Consider the following 16,658-nt stretch of genomic DNA (forward strand, 5'->3'; position numbering starts at 1 on the left):
GTCTACTTCTTCTCTTTACCGGACTCGACTTCACCAGACAGCGCTGCAATAAAGGCAGACTGTGGAACCTCGACGCGACCGACCATCTTCATGCGTTTCTTGCCCTCTTTTTGCTTCTCGAGGAGCTTGCGCTTGCGGCTAATGTCACCGCCGTAGCACTTAGCCAAAACGTCTTTGCGCATCGCCCGGATCGACTCACGAGCAATAATACGTGCGCCAATTGCTGCCTGAATCGGCACCTCAAACTGCTGGCGCGGGATCAGATTCTTCAAACGCTCAGTCATCAGCACGCCGTAGGCATACGCCTTGTCGCGGTGCACGATCGCGCTGAACGCGTCGACAGCCTCGCCCTGAAGCAGAATGTCGACCTTCACCAGATCCGCCTCCTGGGCTCCGCTGGGCTCATAGTCGAGACTGGCATAGCCCTGTGTGCGGCTCTTCAAGTGGTCGAAGAAGTCGAACACGATCTCGCCAAGAGGCATCGTGTAGTGAAGCTCTACGCGGTCAGTGCCGACATATTCCATGCCCTGCATGGTTCCGCGACGTGACTGGCAGAGCTCCATAACCGTTCCGACGAAGTCCTTCGGGGTCAGAATGGATGCCTTCACCATCGGCTCGCTCACGCTAGCAATTTTTCCGCCAGGGAATTCACTCGGGTTCGTGACTGTGGTGACGTTCTTGTCGTCGCCGATGACCTCGTAAATTACTGAAGGCGCGGTGGCAATCATGTCAAGGTTGAACTCGCGCTCGAGACGCTCACGCACGATCTCCAAGTGCAGCAGACCCAAGAATCCGCAGCGGAAACCAAAGCCCAAAGCTACAGACGTCTCAGGTTCGTAAACGAGCGCAGCATCCGACAGCTTCAGCTTGTCGAGAGCTTCACGAAGCACCGGATAGTCGGAACCGTCAATCGGGTAGAGGCCCGAGAACACCATCGGCTTCGGCTCGGAATAACCTTTAAGCGGCTGCGTCGACGGCTTCGCAAAGTTGGTAACCGTGTCGCCAACCTTGCTGAGGCGAACATCCTTCACACCGGTGATGAGATAACCCACCTCACCGACGCCGAGACCCTTCGTCGGTGTCGGCTCAGGTGAGCTCACACCGATCTCAAGCAACTCGTGAGCCGACTTCGTCGACATCATCATGACCTTTTCGCGCGGCGCCATCTTGCCGTCAATCATGCGCACATAGGTAATAACTCCGCGGTACGCGTCGTAAACAGAGTCGAAAATCATTGCGCGGGCAGGAGCGGATGGGTCGCCTACAGGGGCAGGAATCAACCGCGTCGCCTCATCGAGCAACTCGGGAACCCCAATGCCCGTCTTGCCAGAAACCCGGAGCACCGTCGAGGGATCGCAACCGATAAGGCCAGCGATCTCGTCGGCGTACTTGTCGGGATCAGCAGCAGGCAAGTCAATTTTGTTCAGCACCGGAATGATCGTCAGATCGTTCTCCATCGCCAAATAGAGGTTTGCGAGCGTCTGCGCCTCAATGCCCTGCGCCGCATCCACCAAAAGAATTGCGCCCTCACATGCAGCCAACGAACGTGACACCTCATAGGTGAAGTCAACGTGGCCAGGCGTGTCGATCATGTTCAGCGCGTACGCCTGCTCTTTGCCGTTCTCATCGCTGAGAGCCCACGGCATGCGAACAGCCTGGCTTTTGATGGTGATGCCGCGCTCGCGCTCGATATCCATGCGGTCGAGGTACTGTGCCCGCATATCGCGGTCGCTGACAACCCCCGTGACCGACAGCATGCGGTCAGCGAGGGTGGACTTGCCGTGATCGATATGCGCAATGATGCAAAAGTTGCGGATAAACGCAGGATCGGTCGAAGCAGGCTCAAGTGTGTAAGAGGCGCGAGGAGACATCCGCCCAATTCTCCCACGTGAGCGACGATCCTGCGCGCACCCGGTTCACAGGACGGGCAGACCCAGGATTGTCGGGTTGTTAGAGCACCTCTAAGGAGCTTCTAGAACGCGGCAAAGAAGAGAAACGGCAGCGAAATCAACGCGCCAGCAACCGCAACCACAACCACAACCCAGCCAAACGTTGCAACGCAGGCCAACACGATACGTGCCCGAGCAAACATAGTTTGCCCGGCGCTGGGGTCGCACAATTGCGATGCAATTGCCATAGCTCCACCGAAACCGAGCAAACATAGTTTGCCCGGCGCTGGGGTCGCACAATTGCGATGCAATTGCCATAGCTCCACCGCGCTGGTAATGTTGCCTGTTGGCTTATGCATAAGGTTCTTTGTCGAACAGTATGCGCATCGCGGCCGGGAATCAGAACATCGATTCTCTTCCACGGCCGCCCACCATCTCTGATCCACAAACAAGAAAGCACCTACACGTGGCAAATATTAAGTCGCAGATCAAGCGCATCGGCACCAACAAGAAGGCACAAGACCGCAACCGTCAGGCCAAGAGCCAGGTCAAGACCGCTATCCGCGCAACGCGCGAAGCGATCAAGGCTGGCGACAAAGAGACCGCTACGGCACGTCTCGTCGCAGCGACCAAGACTCTCGACAAGGCCGCCGGCAAGGGCATTCTGCACAAGAACCAGGCAGCGAATCGCAAGTCGGCCATCGCCAAGCAGGTCGCAGCACTCTAAAGACCTCTGATCGGCACACCGCCGAACACAACAAACGCCCTCACCGTTCGCGGCTGGGGGCGTTTGCTGTTAGGTCGTTTGGTGTCGAACGCCGCAGCTAATTAGCGGATGCCGCGAGCCGCCACAACAGAGATCATGCGTTCCAGCGCAAAGACAGGGTCGCGCCCCAAACCTTTGACCTGAGCATCCGTGTCAGCGATTGCTTCAATGGCGGAGCCAAGCCCAGCATCACTCCAGCCCCGCAAATCTTTCATAGCCCGCTCTGCTTGCCACGGTGCCATCCCAAAAGTCTTCGCTGCCTGACCTGACGACATTGAGCCACCCGAGAGCTTCGCCATCGTTCGAACCTTTGACGCGAATGCAGCCACGATCGGCACCGGGTCTGCCCCCGACGCGAGCGCGTGGCGCAACAAGACAAGAGCCTCGCCTGAACGGCCTGCGATCGCAGAATCAGCAACCTTGAATGCGCTAGTTTCGACCCGCCCCGAGTAGTAGCGGGCAACAGTTGACTCGTTGATCTCATCCGCATCGTCGGCAATGAGCTGCTGGCAGGCAGCCGCAAGCTCGGCGAGATCAGCAGAGAATGCAGAAACGAGGGTGCGCAGTGCGCCCGGTGTCACTCGTCGACGTTTTGTGGCAAATTCGGCGGCCGCAAAGTCGTACTTGTCGGAATCTTTTTTGAGGTCGATGCACACCACCTCAATACCGCCACCCGTGCCTGCACGGATTGCGTCAAGAAGCTTCTTGCCGCGCACTCCCCCGGCGTGACGGAGCACCACATAGGTGTCGTCGGCGGGAGCATCCAGATACTTCACCGTCTCTGCGATGAATGCGTCAGAACACTTTTCGACGTTCGTGATGCGGATCATGCGCGGCTCGCTGAAGAGCGACGGACTCGCCAAACTAATGAGCTCACCTGGGGCGTACTGGTCTGCCTCTAGGTCGCTCACCTCGAGGCTGGGGTCTTCAACCTTGAGGGTGTCACGCAGCAACCGAATTGCACGGTCGGCAAGAAAACCTTCGGTGCCACTGACGAGCACAATGGGCGCCGGACGCACGTTGTTCCACGTCAATTGTGGGATAACGACCTTCGATTTTGCCGGCGATCGCGCTGGGGGCTTAGCGGCCACGAGACTCCTCACTTAGAACTGCGACCCCAGCCTAACCCTGCCCGCCGACGTGCCGTTCCGACCACAGCCGAACTGCACCGGGCTGCGTCCCTGGCGACACCAGCACGAGCCCGTCGGTGTCACTTCGTACTGCCATGATTCCTGCGTCGTCGAGCATGTCCAGCGCGTCAGCCGTCGGATGCCCGTAGCCGTTCTCGGCTCCGACACCCACCAGTCCCACAGTGGCGTTGAGTGCGGCATAGAGGGGCGGGTATTGATCGGCGGAACCATGGTGACTGACTTTGACGACATCCACTGTCGACAGCGCGCGCTCCCCTACGAGTCTCGCCTGCGCACTCTCGCCGAGGTCGCCGAGGAACACGGAGCTGAGGCACTGGTGCTCGCAATCGGGCCGAGGCAGAAACTCGACGATCACGCTCGCATCGTTTCCCGGATCGATGCCCGCAAGTCGCTCGCCGGGCCACAGCACGCTCCACCACAGTTGCCCGAGCTCACCGCGATCCCCAGCGCTGGCAGGGAGCACCTGAGCGCCCGCTGCCGTGAAAGCATCGAGTAGCGCGACATCCTGAGCGGACCCAGTCGGACCGACTAGCACCGTGTCAGCTCGACCGATCACCGCCTCAGCACCGCCCACGTGGTCGTAGTCAAAGTGGGTGAGTACGAGCAGATCAATACGGCCTATACCCAAGCGTGTGAGGCAGGAGTCGACGCGCTCGGGATCGGGCCCGGTGTCAATCAGGGCGATTCGCTCACCGCTGCGCACGACCACGGCATCCCCCTGCCCGACATCGCACTGAGCGAACTGCCAATCTGTGGGCCACGAGAGCGCCGCACTCACCCCGAGACCGGCGGCGGCAGCGCCCGCGAGCGTTGTGACGATGACCAGCATCGTCAGGGCTCGACGACGCCACGGCTGCTTCATCACCAACGCCGCCAACAGAAGAACGGTGAGAATGCTGAGCGCGACGACCCCCACCCAGCCCTCCCACCACGGGATGCGCGTACCCGGAGCATTCGCAAAGAAGGTCGCAACAGCGGCCACCCAAGCCGAGGGCAGCCACGCGATCCAGATCAGGCCAATGCCGAGGGGCGGAAAAACGGTGAGCGCCACACAGGCTGCCAAACCCACGACTGTGGCGACGGGTGCAGCCGGGGCCGCGAGTACGTTCGCGAGCACCCCATAGGTGGGCAAAGTGGGCTGCAATAACAGCAGGACTGGCTGGCAGGCGAGTTGTGCTGCGAGCGGCACGGCGATGACGAGTGACAGCCACCGCGGTAACCAGCGGCCCAACAGTTGCGCCAGCGGTTCGGCAAACAGCAGCAGACCAGCCGTTGCAAAGACCGACAGCGCGAACGCGAAATTGCGCGAGAGCCACGGGTCAAACACCAGAAGGCTGATCGCGGCGAGTGAGAGTACTGCCATACCCCGGATTGGTCGCCCGCTGCCCAATGCGATGAGGACCAGTGTCGCCATGAGAGCTGCTCGGAGAACACTCGGGTCTGGAGTGACAACTACTACGAACACGAGTAGCACGAGCACCGAGAGCGCAATTCTCAGTATGCGATGGGCACCGAGTCTGCTGCCGAGAGCCATGATCAACCCGACGACGATCGCGCAGTTTGCTCCTGATACGGCGGTGAGGTGGCTCAGCGAGCTGGCCTTCATTGCGGCATCCAACTCCTCACTGACCGCAGCGGTGTCGCCGATCGCGAGCCCGCCGATGAGTTGCCCGCCACCGCCAGGAAGGATCTGGGCTGCGGCGGCAAACGTGCGCCGGAGTTGGTTTGCCCACTCGACAGATCCAGCCGGATCGGCGCGCCACTGTGGATCCTCCGACGCAAACACCAGTACCGCTCGACCATCACCCGGCTCGGTTGCCGTGAGTGTTGCTGCGACCGAGAACTCGACCCCGATCCCCCATTCGCGGCCCTGTGGCACCGCATCAGCAGTATTCGTGTCGAACCGATCGCTGTCACGAAAGACCAGCGCAGGAGAGCTCAGCGGCACCGTCTGCCCGTCGACAGTCACCGACGATAGTTGCGCCTGAAAGTACTCAGCATCGGCAGGCTTCGCAGAGGTGGTCGAGCCCCACACCTCCACTTGAGTGTGACGAGCGGCAAGGTCGCTCAGCGCCTCAGGCTGACGAGCATCCGCCTGCACCGCAACGGCGGTCGAACAGAGAGCTGCCAGCGTGCACGCGAGAGCAACACTGGCCAACAGCTGGCGCCGAGAGACGAGCGCAGCGGCAGTCGCTACTCCAGCGGCAAACCACAGCACAACGGCGGTCGCGACGGCCCACTGCGGGACACCGATCAGAAGCACCGCGACCAACCAAGCGATAGCAACAGGGATGCTCAGCCTCAAATCGAGGCTCATACGGTGATCAGCTCGCGCAGTCCCTCGAAGGTCTTGTCACCGATGCCCGAGACATTGCGCAGGTCGTCAATGCTCGTGAACCGGCCATTCGCATCGCGCCACGCCAAGATTCGGGCTGCCATCGCCGGTCCGACTCTAGGCAGCGTGTCGAGCGCTGCCGCATCCGCCGTGTTCAGATTCACTCGCGAATCGGATGCCGCAGCATCCGCCACCTGTTGGCCTTCTTGCGGCACGGAGAACTGTTCACCATCGGTCAGCAATCGCGCAAGATTGAGCTCGTCACGATTGGCGGTCTCAGTGAAGCCGCCAGCGGCCGCAATCGCGTCAATAACGCGGGCCCCATCCGCGAGCTCGAAAAGGCCGGGTCGCACAACTGCGCCAGTGACGTGCACAAACACGGACGGGGAACTGAGCGAAAACTCCCCCTCAGAATCTCCCGGCTCGCCCCGAGAAATCTCTGCCGACTCTGGTCGCGTAGTGAGAGCCGTGACGAGCACGGCACAGCCGAGCGCCACCAACACCAGCACAACGACTGCCCCGACGCGCAACCGCAATCGGGCGCGTCTGGCCTGCTCGAACTCTTCCACGCACAGAAACTACGCGCGCTCCAACCTCTCGAAGCGCGCGCAGCCTGAAGTGTGGAGTTACTTAGCCTTCTGTGGGCTGTTGACGAGTCGCGATGTTGACGAGTCGCGGAGCGCGCACGATGACCTTCACGATCTCGCGATTCCCAACGGTGCGCGCCACAATTGTCGAGGCGAGCGCAAGAGCTTCAAGCTCCGCGCTATCGATCTTGGGTGAGACCTCAAGACGATCCCGTACCTTGCCATCAACCTGAACAACAGCCGTAACCGACTCTTCCACAAGCAACGATGGGTCAGCCTTACGCCAGCCGGCGAGAGCAACAGTCGGCTCGTAGCCGAGCTTCTCCCACATCTCTTCGGCGGTGTGCGGAGCAAACAGGCTCAGGGCGATCGTGATGACTTCTGCGGCTTCACGCACCGCAGCATCCCCACCACCGGCGCCGGTGTCGATCACCTTGCGGGTGATGTTCACGAGATCCATGATGCGGGCGACGAGCACGTTGAACTTCAACGATTCGGCGAGCCCTGGCCCATCGGCCAAGAAGCGATGAGTAGCACGACGCAGAGCAACATCGCCCGTCTTCCATTCGATCTCGGGGGCGCTGGTCACATCCCCTACGAGACGGAATGCGCGAGCCAAGAACTTATGCGATGCGGGAGGCGATACATCTTCCCAGTTAATGTTCTCCTCGGGTGGACCCGCAAACGCGAGGGTCAATCGGAGCGCGTCGGCACCGTGCTCGGCAATCTCGCCGGAGAAGGTGACGGACTTGCGGCTGCGCTTCGACATCTTCTTGCCCTCAGAGAGCACCATGCCTTGGTTAAGCAGTGCGCTAAATGGCTCGGTGAAGCTCACATAGCCCAGATCGAAAAGCACCTTGGTGATGAAGCGCGAGTACAGCAGGTGCAGAATCGCGTGCTCGACACCGCCGACGTACTGATCAACGGGTGCCCATTTTTCGGCTTCTGCGGGGTCGAATGCTTTGTCTGGGTCGTTCGGCGACAGGAAGCGCAAGAAGTACCAGGAGCTGTCGACGAAAGTGTCCATCGTGTCAGCGTCGCGCAGGGCTGGGCTGCCATCGCGCGGGTCGGCGACGTTAATCCAGTCTTCGGCTGCGGCGAGCGGTGACTTGCCCTTGGGCTTCAGATCGAGGCCCTCGGTAGATGGCAATTCAACCGGCAGCTGGTCGAAGGGAACAGGAATCAGTTCGCCATCAGAGCCGTGGATGATCGGGATGGGGGTTCCCCAGAAACGCTGACGGCTGATCAGCCAGTCGCGCAAACGGTATGTCTTCGCAGCGCGGCCCGTTCCCGCCGCCTCAAGCTGCTCAACGATCTTCTTGATCGCATTGCTCTTGCTGAGACCATCGAGTGGCCCAGAGTTGATCATGCGGCCGTCACCCTGCAACGACTTGCCTGTGTCACGTGGGTTCAACGGAGGTAGATCATCCGGAAGGATAGCCATGCCGTTTTCGTCAAGCTCGAGAACAGGAATCGCGCCAGTGATGGGCGCATTCGTGTCGAGTACAACCCGCACAGGCAGGTCGAATTTGATGGCGAATTCAAGGTCGCGCTGATCATGCGCAGGCACAGCCATAACTGCACCGTGCCCGTAGTCGGCAAGAACGTAGTCAGCGGCCCAGATCGGGATGCGCTCGCCCGTTACCGGGTTGACGGCGAAGCGGTCGAGCGGGATGCCTGTCTTTGTACGGCTTGCATCCTTGCGCTCAATTTCGGTCTGCTTCTGGGTCTGCTCAAGGTAGCTCGCGAATGACGCCTTCACGTCGTCGCTGGCATTCTCAACAAGTTCCGCAGCAAGATCGCCGTCGGGGGCAACCACCATAAAAGTGACGCCGTACAGGGTGTCGGGGCGCGTCGTAAAGACCGTGACCTTCTCCTTACGACCTTCGATCTCGAAATCGACATCCGCACCGATCGAGCGACCGATCCAGTTGCGCTGCATCGAGAGCACCTTCGACGGCCAGGCCCCCTCAAGCTGGTTGAGGTCGTCTAGCAGACGGTCGGCATAGTCGGTGATCTTCAAGTACCACTGGGTGAGCTTCTTCTTGACGACAACAGCGCCAGAACGCTCGGACGTCCCATCAGCGAGAACCTGTTCGTTTGCCAGTACCGTCTGATCTACCGGATCCCAGTTGACCCACGAGTCCTTGCGGTACGCGAGGCCCTTTTCGTACATCTTGAGGAACAACCACTGGTTCCACTTGTAGTACTCAGGGTCACTCGTGTGCAGCACGCGATCCCAGTCGAACGAAACTCCGTAGAGCTTCATGCTCTTCTTCTGCTGCGCGATGTTGTCGTACGTCCACCCGCGAGGGTCAATCCCGCGCTCAATGGCGGCGTTCTCCGCGGGAAGACCGAAAGAATCCCATCCGATGGGGTGCAAGACGTTGAAGCCGCGCTGACGCCAGTAACGAGCAGCAATATCACCGAAGGCGTATGCCTCTGCGTGACCCATGTGCAGGTCTCCCGAGGGGTACGGGAACATGTCGAGAATGTACTTGCGTGGCCGCTTGTCGTTGGGGTCACTGGTGGCGAACGGCTTTAGCTCGTCCCACTTGGCCTGCCACTTCGCATGGATGGCCGCGACATCGTAGTCAGGGGCAGCATCGCGATCATCGTGTGCACCAGCGAAGTTGGACTGCTCAGTCACGTAAATACTCTCAATTCGTTACGGGGAAGATCTAAGATTAGCCAACCCAAGGATGCAAAGCCGAATCACTCCGAGTGAACGCCAAGCACCGCAAGCAGCGCGGTGGCCTTCAGCTTTACCTCTGCAAGCTCTTCGATAGGCACGGAGAGTGCCGTGATACCGCCACCGGCACCGATTGTGGAGCCCCGATCATCCATCACAATCGAGCGGATGACCATGGCCAAGTCAACGGCACCGTCGAGCCCCACATACCCGAACACCCCGGAGTAGATGCCTCTCGGCGAATGCTCTAGGGAGTCGAGGATGAGGGTGGCGGAGTGCTTCGGCGCGCCAGTCATTGAACCGGCGGGAAACGAGGCGGCGATTGCCTCGACCGCGCTCACGTCGGCCCTGAGTTGCCCGCTCACGGTGCTCACAAGCTGGTGGACCGTCGCATAGCTCTCCACCGCAAACAACTTCGAGACGATAACCGACCCGACCTCGCAGACGCGACCGAGATCATTGCGCATGAGGTCAACGATCATGAGGTTCTCGGCGCGTTCTTTGTCACTCGCGAGCAGCTCTGCCTTCCAGCGATCGTCTTCGGCCGGGTCGGAGTCGCGTCTCCTGGTGCCTTTGATTGGTTTGGTTTCAATCACTCCGGTCGGGTCGATCGACAAGAACTGTTCGGGCGACGAACTAAGCAACGAACTGCCCCCGACCTGCACGAATCCACCATGATGGCTGGGATTCGCTGCCCGCAGGGCCAGGTAGGTGTTCACCGGATCGGCTGCCGGTTCAACGCGCACGTTCGTGGTCAAACAGAGTTGATAGGCGTCGCCCTCGACGATCGCGTGCTGACACTGCGCGATCATCTCTAGGTACTGGATGTCGCTGTCTCGCCAGGTGGCAACGGGTGCTTCGCTTGGGCTGCCGGGTTCGTTCGATCGGCGCTGGCCGCTCTGGTCACTCTGGTCGTTCAACTCGGAGCGATCGTCATGCTGTGCCGCCCGCGCGACAAGCTCTTCCATCTGCTCCCGCCACTGCTGGAGCTCTCCTGTCCAGCTATCCCCCAGCGCCATCAGGCTGAGGCTGTGCGATTGGTGATCAACCACGATCACCCTGTCGACCCACAGCCACGCTGCGTCAGGAGTGGAAGCGTAAGACCGGATCGCAACATCCATCGACTCACCGCGCAACTCGTAACCAAGCCAGCCGACCCATCCGAGCCGAAATCCGGCCGGGGCATCAGAAAAGTCGATCTCTGCCGGAGCGAACTCGCGACGCATCCACTCAAAAACTGGCTCGCCAAGTTCGGTACTGAGAACCGCACGCGACGAAACAGCTAAATAGCTGCGCCCTGCTGCCGCTGACACTCCGCTATCGAGCCACACCGCGCCATGCGCGCTTGAGTCGTGCGCGCCAACGCCCTGTGTCGCCATTAGTTCCGCAAATACTGCGGCGGGGTCGGCAGAGTACGCCAAGTCAGCAGAGAGAACGCGAGAGCGCATAACCTAAGCCTATGAGTGCGAACGCGATTTACCGGTGGCAGAACGACCAACTGATCGAGGTAGCACCCGAAACCCTTGCCCCAGCGCCGATCACAGTCGCAGATTCGTGGCTAGTCGACACCGGCAAAGTGCTGGCCCTCAACCTTCACCGGCAACGATTCATGGATGCCGTACCCGCGTCACTGCACGATACTGCCGACGAATTTTTCACTGCTGTGATCGCGCAACTCCCGCGCGCTGGTGCCTGGTTTCCGCGCGTCGAGCTGCGCGGAGCCGAGTTCTTTCTTCACCTCCGCCCCGCGCCCGGGCTCCAGCGGTCGGCGACCCTCGTGAGTTACACCGGTGACGACCCGCGCACCGCGCCGACAATCAAAGGCCCCGATCTCGAGCTAATGGGTGCGATCAACGCGGGCGCGCACGCACACGGCGCCGACGACGCCGTTCTCTTAACCGACGAGGGTTACGTTATCGAAGGCGCGTACAGCGCACTGTTGTGGTGGCGCGGCGAAATCCTGTGCGGTCCACCGGCAGAATTCGAGCGCATTGACAGCGTGACCGCGCGAAGCGTGCTCACGCTTGCTCGCGCACTCGGCCTCGATATCCACGAAGAGGCCGTGACGCCGGCTGAGCTCGACGGCACCGAACTGTGGATAGTTAATGCGCTCCACGGCATCCGCATCGTCCCTCGATGGATTGATGGGCCCGAGCTGGCAGAGAAGCCCGGCCGACTTGAGCAGTGGCGCACCCGCCTGAGCGCGCTCGCTCGCACCATTTAGCCAGTCTGCACACGGTTCCGCTCGCTAGGCTCATTCCGTGGACCCCGTTGACCTCGCCCTGAACGCTGAGCCGATTGCTGCCGGCGTCGACTTTGGCCAGTGGGTTAATGACGCACTGAGCTACATTCTCGACACCGTGCAGTCGGTCAATCCGGTGCTCAGAACGATTCTTGCTGGGGTCGCGATCATGCTGGAGACGTCTATCCTGATCGGCCTCCTCGTACCGGGCGACACTGTCGTTTTGGTCACGAGCAGTGCCGTGGGCACCCCATTCGAAGCCGCAATTCTGATCGCTGTGGTCATCGTGGGTGCGCTGATCGGTGAAAGCGTGGGCTTCGCGCTTGGTCGCTACTTCGGCCCCAAGATTCGTCACTCTAAGCTCGGTAGTCGTATTGGTGAACAGCACTGGGCACGGGCCGAACGCTACTTGGGTCGCCGTGGAGGCGTCGCGGTTTTCATTTCCCGTTTCTTGCCCGTGTTGCACTCGCTGATCCCCGTGACCGTCGGCATGAGCACAATGCGGTACCGCACGTTCATGGCGTGGACTGTTCCCGCCACGAGCATTTGGTCGATCGCCTACGTCTCCGTTGGTGCGTTGACGGCGGGCAGCTTCCGTGAGCTACTCGACCAGTTGCACTACGCGGGCTACATCTTTGTGGCCGTGGTGGCCGCATTCGCGATCATTACTCTCGTCGCCAAGAAGGTTCTGCAGCAATCCCAAAAACGCCATATGGAACACCACGACGCTGACCACGAGTAGTACTTGCTCGGCGCCTACGCCTCAGACCGCTTGCCACCGGCCGCCAGCGACTGGTGAGGGGTGACTAGCACTCTGGTGCGTTAACTAGAAAGAGGGGCGGATGCACGTGCATCCGCCGCTCTTCACTGGACTAGCCAGTGGTGTTTGCTAGCTGAGGCCGTTTTCGCTCAACCATGCACGGGCAAGATCGTCAGACGACATCTTGTCTACCGTGCTCTGCACGTTGAGAGCAATGAGGCCCTCAGGGGTGAGCTTGGCGTTGACTGCGTTGAGAACGTCGGCGACCGAATCTACGACATCCACGTTCACGAGCGGAACAACGTTGGATGCCAGGAAAAGACCTTCAGGGTCGGTCAAAGTGACAAGGTTTTCCGTTTCGATGCGCGGGTTCGCGCTGTAGACGTTCGCAACGTCAACCGTTCCCGCAACGAGAGCATCAACTGTGGTGTCGCCTGTGGCTGTCAGGCTCGCGGTGACACCGTAGAGGTCTTGGAGACCGCTAGGACCGTAGGGGCGCTCTTCGAGCTCAGCGTTGCCACCGAGCTTGAGGCCACTAATACCAGCGAGGTCCCCGATGCTCACGAGCGAGTTCGCTGCCGCGAAGTCGGCCGTCACGTTGTAGGAGTTCTCGTCTGTGGCTGGTGCCTGGTCGAGCACTGTGAGGCCCTCGGGCAGTGCATCCGCCAACTCTGCGTAGACATCGTCTGATGTCGTTGCGGTTGTGTCGGGCCGATAAAACTGGAGAAGGTTTCCCGTGTACTCAGGGAATACATCTACTTCGCCGCTCTCAAGGGCGGGAAGGTAGGCGTCGCGCTGACCGATCTGGAATTGACGATCCACATCGAATCCAGCATTCTCAAGGGCCTGTGCATAGATCTCGGCGATAATTTCGTTGGAGTAGTACGTCTGCGAACCAACAACGATGGTCTCGTTGTTGGCGTTCTCATCACCCGAACCGGTGTCTAGAGGGTCACCGGATGCACACCCTGACAGGGCCATTGCCACCCCGACCGCGGCTGCGCCAAGCGCGAGCCGGCCTTTAATCTTTGCTGTGAACATTTCTATCCTCTTCTTTCTTGGGCAGCTTTTGCTGCCACCACTCGTCGTCGGGGTGACGACGTGCGGACATCTTTAGCACGCCCAGCCGCGACTCCGCGGGGAATCGCGAATTGCTGGATGAGCGCGAATATTCCATCGAGCGCGAGCGCAAGGGCCGCGATGAGAAGCGCGCTACCGAGCATCTCGTCATAGCGCTGCAGCGGGAGCCCGCGGAAAATGTAAATACCAAGACCGCCGAGTCCTACATAGGCCGCAAGCGTGGCTGTGGCAACTACTTGAAGCGTCGACGCGCGCAGCCCGCCAATGAGCAGCGGCAAGCCAAGCGGCACTTCAACCTTCCACAAGATCTGCCACTCCGTCATGCCTACGGCACGTGCCGCGTCAATGACATGACGGTCCACCGCCTCAAGACCTGCGTAGGCGCCAGCTAAAATCGAGGGGATCGCGAGCAGCACAAACGCGATAATCGCGGCGAGTTGAAGCTGCGTTTCGGCGACACCGATCAGTAGCACCAGAAGAAGGATGAGGCCGAACGATGGCAATGCTCGCGCTGCGCCAGAAAGCCCCACCGCAAAGTCGCGACCTTTGCCCGTGTGCCCGATGAAAAATCCGAGTGGAATCGCCACGAGCGCCGCTATAGCGACAGAAATAAACGTGTAAAACAGGTGCTCTTCGAGCCGAAGGGGAATGGGATTGCTGCCTTCGAACCGCTCGGGCGAGAACAACCACTGCAGTGCTTCGATGAGAAAATTCATGCGGTCGCCCCTTCCACAGCAGGTTCAGACTGGCTCACCTTCATCTTTTTGACAGTTGTCCACGGCATGAGCAAGCGGCCCAGAAGAACGAGACCGCGGTCAATGAGCAGAGCTACAACCACGGTCATCACTACTCCGGCGAAAATTTCTTCGATGATTCGACGCTCGAAGCCATTGGTGAACAGGTAGCCCAAGCTTTCGACACCGATCAGGATGCCGACGGTGACCAGACTCACCGTTGACACCGCGGCCACCCTCAGCCCAGCAAGAACGACGGGGCCGGCGAGCGGAAAATCGACGGTCCAGAATCGACGCCAACCACCAAAACCGACGGCTGTAGCTGATTGACGGATCGCAGGATCAACAGAAGTCAGAGCATCCGCCACCGATCGGGCCATGATCGCCACCGCATATAGCGTGAGCGCGATGGTGATGTTGAGTTCGCTGAGAAAGCTGATGCCCAAAAGCGGAGGCAGGATCACAAAGAGGGCCAACGACGGAATCGTATAAAGCAAGCCAGCAACGGTCAGCAAAATTCCACGCGTGAGCTTGAACCGGTACGCGATCCAGCCCAGTGGAATTGAGATAAGAAACCCGAGAATGATCGGCGGGATGCTCAGTCGCACGTGTTCAAGCGTGAGTCCCCAGATCAAATCAAGATTATTGATGATCCAAGTCACTCTTGCCCCGACCCACCGACAAGCACTCCAGCACCACGGCCTTCGCTGTCAACCAGAATCGTTCCCGACTCGGTCTTCTTCAGTGAAAGAGCACGCTTGCCGCGATCGGTGCCAATAAAGTTTGCGACAAACTCACTGGCAGGGTTCGCCATTATTTCGTTGGGGCTGCCGACCTGCGCAATGAGCGCACCCTTTTCGAGGATGACGACCTGATCGCCAAGCAAGAATGCCTCGTCGATGTCGTGAGTGACAAAAACGATCGTCTTATCGAGCTCGTGCTGGAGTCGAATCGTCTCCTGCTGGAGTTCAGCTCGCACGATCGGATCAACTGCGCCGAAAGGTTCATCCATGAGCAGAATATTGGGGTTAGCTGCTAGCCCGCGAGCCACGCCAACGCGCTGCTGCTGACCGCCCGAGAGTTGACTCGGGTAGCGGTCGGCGAGCGTACGACTCAAGCCAACAGTGTCGAGTAGCTCGAGCGCTTGAGCGCGCGCCTGCTTCTTCGGAACACCGTTGAGAGTCGGAACAGTAGTGACGTTGTCTATGACCTTGAAGTGAGGAAGAAGCCCAGAGTTCTGCATCACGTAGCCGATGCTGCGCCTGAGAGCCACCGGCTCCTTGCGCATAATACTGTCGCCATCGATCTCGATGTCGCCCCCAGTGGGATCCACCATGCGGTTAATCATTCTGAGCAGCGTTGTTTTTCCGCTGCCAGACGACCCTACGAACACGGTGATCTTGCGTGAAGGAATCACGAGATCAAAATTGTCTACAGCGACGGTACCGTCGCCAAAACGCTTGGTTACTGCTCGAAATTCAATCATAATTTCGGCTCATTCCTCGCGCCCTGCGCGGATCGACACTTGCCAGCACTATTAGCTAAACAGTATTCGAAGCCGCTGTCATTCCCGATCGGGCATAACTAGGCAGATTTACACGAAGCCGAAACTCCTACCAGCCGATATTCTCCGCAATAAATCCGCGAACGGCAGAGGTGCTCACGGCGATGAACTCATCGTCGCCCTGAGGGTTCATGAGGAACGCACGCGCGACAAGCGCGTCACTCATCTCAAGCCCAGCTTCAAGCGTGAAACGCGAGGTTGCAGAATTCTCGACACCAAAGCGAGCCGAAAGCGCCTCGACGATACGCTCAGCCACAAGTGACTTGTGCGTGCGGCCGTTGGGTAGCGGGCGAAGATCGAGCTGATCTCCAACGCGGAGTCCGCGGAATCCAGGCTCGGTGCGGTAGGTGTCGATGACCGAAGAGAACGCTGTCGACAGTGCTCCGCGCCAGTCTGACTGCCCAGGATCGTTAATAGCTTCAGTGATTCGCACCATTACACGCTCGAAGTTGCGCGCGCCAAGAGCCTGGAGCAACACGATACGATCCGGAAAATAGCGGTAAACGGTGCCGATAGACGCTCCTGCGCGCTCGGCGACCATGGCGGTGGTTAGCCGCTCAATGCCGACTTCGTCGACGATCGATGCTGCTGCATCGAGTAATGCTGTTAGTCGAGCTGTGCTTCGTGCTTGCACTGGCTCGTTGCGAAGCGAGACTGCTGGTTCAGCCGCGATGTCGATGGTTGTTTGTGCGGACACAATGGCCCCCTTCTCGGTGTGTGACCAATCCTAACCTTTAGAACGCTGGTTCTAGGGGAGGTATGAGCCCACTTTTCCTGCGCGAACGCCTTACAGTTGCTATATGTGCGGTCGATTTGCCATGGATGACACGGTCAATCCGACGATTACTGGGTTCGTTG

15 protein-coding genes are annotated in these 16,658 nt (G+C 59.7%); 3 read left to right on the plus strand and 12 right to left on the minus strand.

Features of this window, described 5'->3' with window-relative positions; all coding sequences use genetic code 11:
* Positions 1 to 2: 2 nt before the first annotated feature.
* Both lepA and ACTJJW_RS08340 read right to left on the minus strand, forming a co-directional pair.
* Entirely contained in the window at positions 3 to 1,871 is a 1,869-nt protein-coding gene (gene lepA, locus ACTJJW_RS08335) for a translation elongation factor 4 (protein ID WP_462643716.1), read from the minus strand.
* A gap of 101 nt (positions 1,872 to 1,972) precedes the next feature.
* On the minus strand, positions 1,973 to 2,137 hold the full coding sequence (locus tag ACTJJW_RS08340; RefSeq protein WP_462643717.1) for a hypothetical protein: 165 nt from the start codon (positions 2,135 to 2,137) through the stop codon (positions 1,973 to 1,975).
* A 218-nt stretch (positions 2,138 to 2,355) separates the two neighbouring features.
* Here ACTJJW_RS08340 and rpsT point away from each other — a divergent pair, with 218 nt between their 5' ends.
* The gene (gene rpsT, locus ACTJJW_RS08345) at positions 2,356 to 2,616 is read left to right on the plus strand and encodes a 30S ribosomal protein S20 (protein ID WP_462643719.1); all 261 of its coding nucleotides are present in this window, start codon (positions 2,356 to 2,358) and stop codon (positions 2,614 to 2,616) included.
* Positions 2,617 to 2,717: 101 nt separating this feature from the next.
* Here rpsT and holA read toward each other — a convergent pair whose 3' ends face one another.
* From holA to ACTJJW_RS08370, 5 genes are all read right to left on the minus strand, one after another.
* On the minus strand, positions 2,718 to 3,746 hold the full coding sequence (gene holA, locus ACTJJW_RS08350) for a DNA polymerase III subunit delta (RefSeq protein WP_462643721.1): 1,029 nt from the start codon (positions 3,744 to 3,746) through the stop codon (positions 2,718 to 2,720).
* A 31-nt stretch (positions 3,747 to 3,777) separates the two neighbouring features.
* Positions 3,778 to 6,123, minus strand: coding sequence for a ComEC/Rec2 family competence protein (locus ACTJJW_RS08355; protein ID WP_462643723.1), 2,346 nt, complete (start codon positions 6,121 to 6,123; stop codon positions 3,778 to 3,780).
* Positions 6,120 to 6,710, minus strand: coding sequence for a helix-hairpin-helix domain-containing protein (locus ACTJJW_RS08360; protein ID WP_462643725.1), 591 nt, complete (start codon positions 6,708 to 6,710; stop codon positions 6,120 to 6,122). Before ACTJJW_RS08360 ends, ACTJJW_RS08355 begins: the two co-directional genes overlap by 4 nt.
* 61 nt (positions 6,711 to 6,771) lie before the next feature.
* Positions 6,772 to 9,378, minus strand: a complete 2,607-nt coding sequence (gene leuS / locus ACTJJW_RS08365; RefSeq protein ID WP_462643726.1) for a leucine--tRNA ligase — start codon at positions 9,376 to 9,378, stop codon at positions 6,772 to 6,774.
* Positions 9,379 to 9,443: 65 nt separating this feature from the next.
* Complete coding sequence (locus tag ACTJJW_RS08370; protein ID WP_462643727.1) at positions 9,444 to 10,868, minus strand: anthranilate synthase component I family protein; 1,425 nt, start codon at positions 10,866 to 10,868, stop codon at positions 9,444 to 9,446.
* Between the two features lie 11 nt (positions 10,869 to 10,879).
* On the opposite strand from ACTJJW_RS08370, the gene ACTJJW_RS08375 reads away from it, so the two are divergent.
* Together ACTJJW_RS08375 and ACTJJW_RS08380 are read left to right on the plus strand one after the other, a co-directional pair.
* The gene (locus tag ACTJJW_RS08375; protein ID WP_462643728.1) at positions 10,880 to 11,644 is read left to right on the plus strand and encodes an aminotransferase class IV; all 765 of its coding nucleotides are present in this window, start codon (positions 10,880 to 10,882) and stop codon (positions 11,642 to 11,644) included.
* A 73-nt stretch (positions 11,645 to 11,717) separates the two neighbouring features.
* On the plus strand, positions 11,718 to 12,404 hold the full coding sequence (locus ACTJJW_RS08380; protein ID WP_462643871.1) for a DedA family protein: 687 nt from the start codon (positions 11,718 to 11,720) through the stop codon (positions 12,402 to 12,404).
* A gap of 147 nt (positions 12,405 to 12,551) precedes the next feature.
* Here ACTJJW_RS08380 and ACTJJW_RS08385 read toward each other — a convergent pair whose 3' ends face one another.
* The 5 genes from ACTJJW_RS08385 to ACTJJW_RS08405 all read right to left on the minus strand — a co-directional run bounded on the left by ACTJJW_RS08385 (position 12,552) and on the right by ACTJJW_RS08405 (position 16,497).
* Complete coding sequence (locus ACTJJW_RS08385) at positions 12,552 to 13,463, minus strand: ABC transporter substrate-binding protein (RefSeq protein ID WP_462643730.1); 912 nt, start codon at positions 13,461 to 13,463, stop codon at positions 12,552 to 12,554.
* A 2-nt stretch (positions 13,464 to 13,465) separates the two neighbouring features.
* On the minus strand, positions 13,466 to 14,218 hold the full coding sequence (locus ACTJJW_RS08390; protein WP_462643732.1) for an ABC transporter permease: 753 nt from the start codon (positions 14,216 to 14,218) through the stop codon (positions 13,466 to 13,468).
* On the minus strand, positions 14,215 to 14,898 hold the full coding sequence (locus ACTJJW_RS08395; protein ID WP_462643734.1) for an ABC transporter permease: 684 nt from the start codon (positions 14,896 to 14,898) through the stop codon (positions 14,215 to 14,217). Before ACTJJW_RS08395 ends, ACTJJW_RS08390 begins: the two co-directional genes overlap by 4 nt.
* Positions 14,895 to 15,722 carry an ABC transporter ATP-binding protein gene (locus tag ACTJJW_RS08400; RefSeq protein ID WP_462643736.1) on the minus strand — a complete coding sequence of 276 codons (828 nt, stop codon included), beginning with the start codon at positions 15,720 to 15,722 and terminating at the stop codon, positions 14,895 to 14,897. Before ACTJJW_RS08400 ends, ACTJJW_RS08395 begins: the two co-directional genes overlap by 4 nt.
* Before the next feature lie 127 nt (positions 15,723 to 15,849).
* A complete protein-coding gene (locus ACTJJW_RS08405) occupies positions 15,850 to 16,497 on the minus strand; it encodes a TetR family transcriptional regulator (protein WP_462643738.1) in 648 nt (215 codons plus the stop codon).
* Between the last annotated feature and the right edge of the window lie 161 nt (positions 16,498 to 16,658).

The organism is Rhodoglobus galactosidasius (genome assembly GCF_054957775.1).

Coding starts and splice junctions, on each gene's coding strand:
- ACTJJW_RS08400 (WP_462643736.1), bottom strand. CDS start 15,722: ATGATTGAATTTCGAGCAGTAACCAAGCGTTTTGGCGACGGTACCGTC.
- ACTJJW_RS08355 (WP_462643723.1), bottom strand. CDS start 6,123: ATGAGCCTCGATTTGAGGCTGAGCATCCCTGTTGCTATCGCTTGGTTG.
- lepA (WP_462643716.1), bottom strand. CDS start 1,871: ATGTCTCCTCGCGCCTCTTACACACTTGAGCCTGCTTCGACCGATCCT.
- ACTJJW_RS08375 (WP_462643728.1), top strand. CDS start 10,880: ATGAGTGCGAACGCGATTTACCGGTGGCAGAACGACCAACTGATCGAG.
- ACTJJW_RS08370 (WP_462643727.1), bottom strand. CDS start 10,868: ATGCGCTCTCGCGTTCTCTCTGCTGACTTGGCGTACTCTGCCGACCCC.
- ACTJJW_RS08340 (WP_462643717.1), bottom strand. CDS start 2,137: ATGGCAATTGCATCGCAATTGTGCGACCCCAGCGCCGGGCAAACTATG.
- ACTJJW_RS08385 (WP_462643730.1), bottom strand. CDS start 13,463: ATGTTCACAGCAAAGATTAAAGGCCGGCTCGCGCTTGGCGCAGCCGCG.
- ACTJJW_RS08390 (WP_462643732.1), bottom strand. CDS start 14,218: ATGAATTTTCTCATCGAAGCACTGCAGTGGTTGTTCTCGCCCGAGCGG.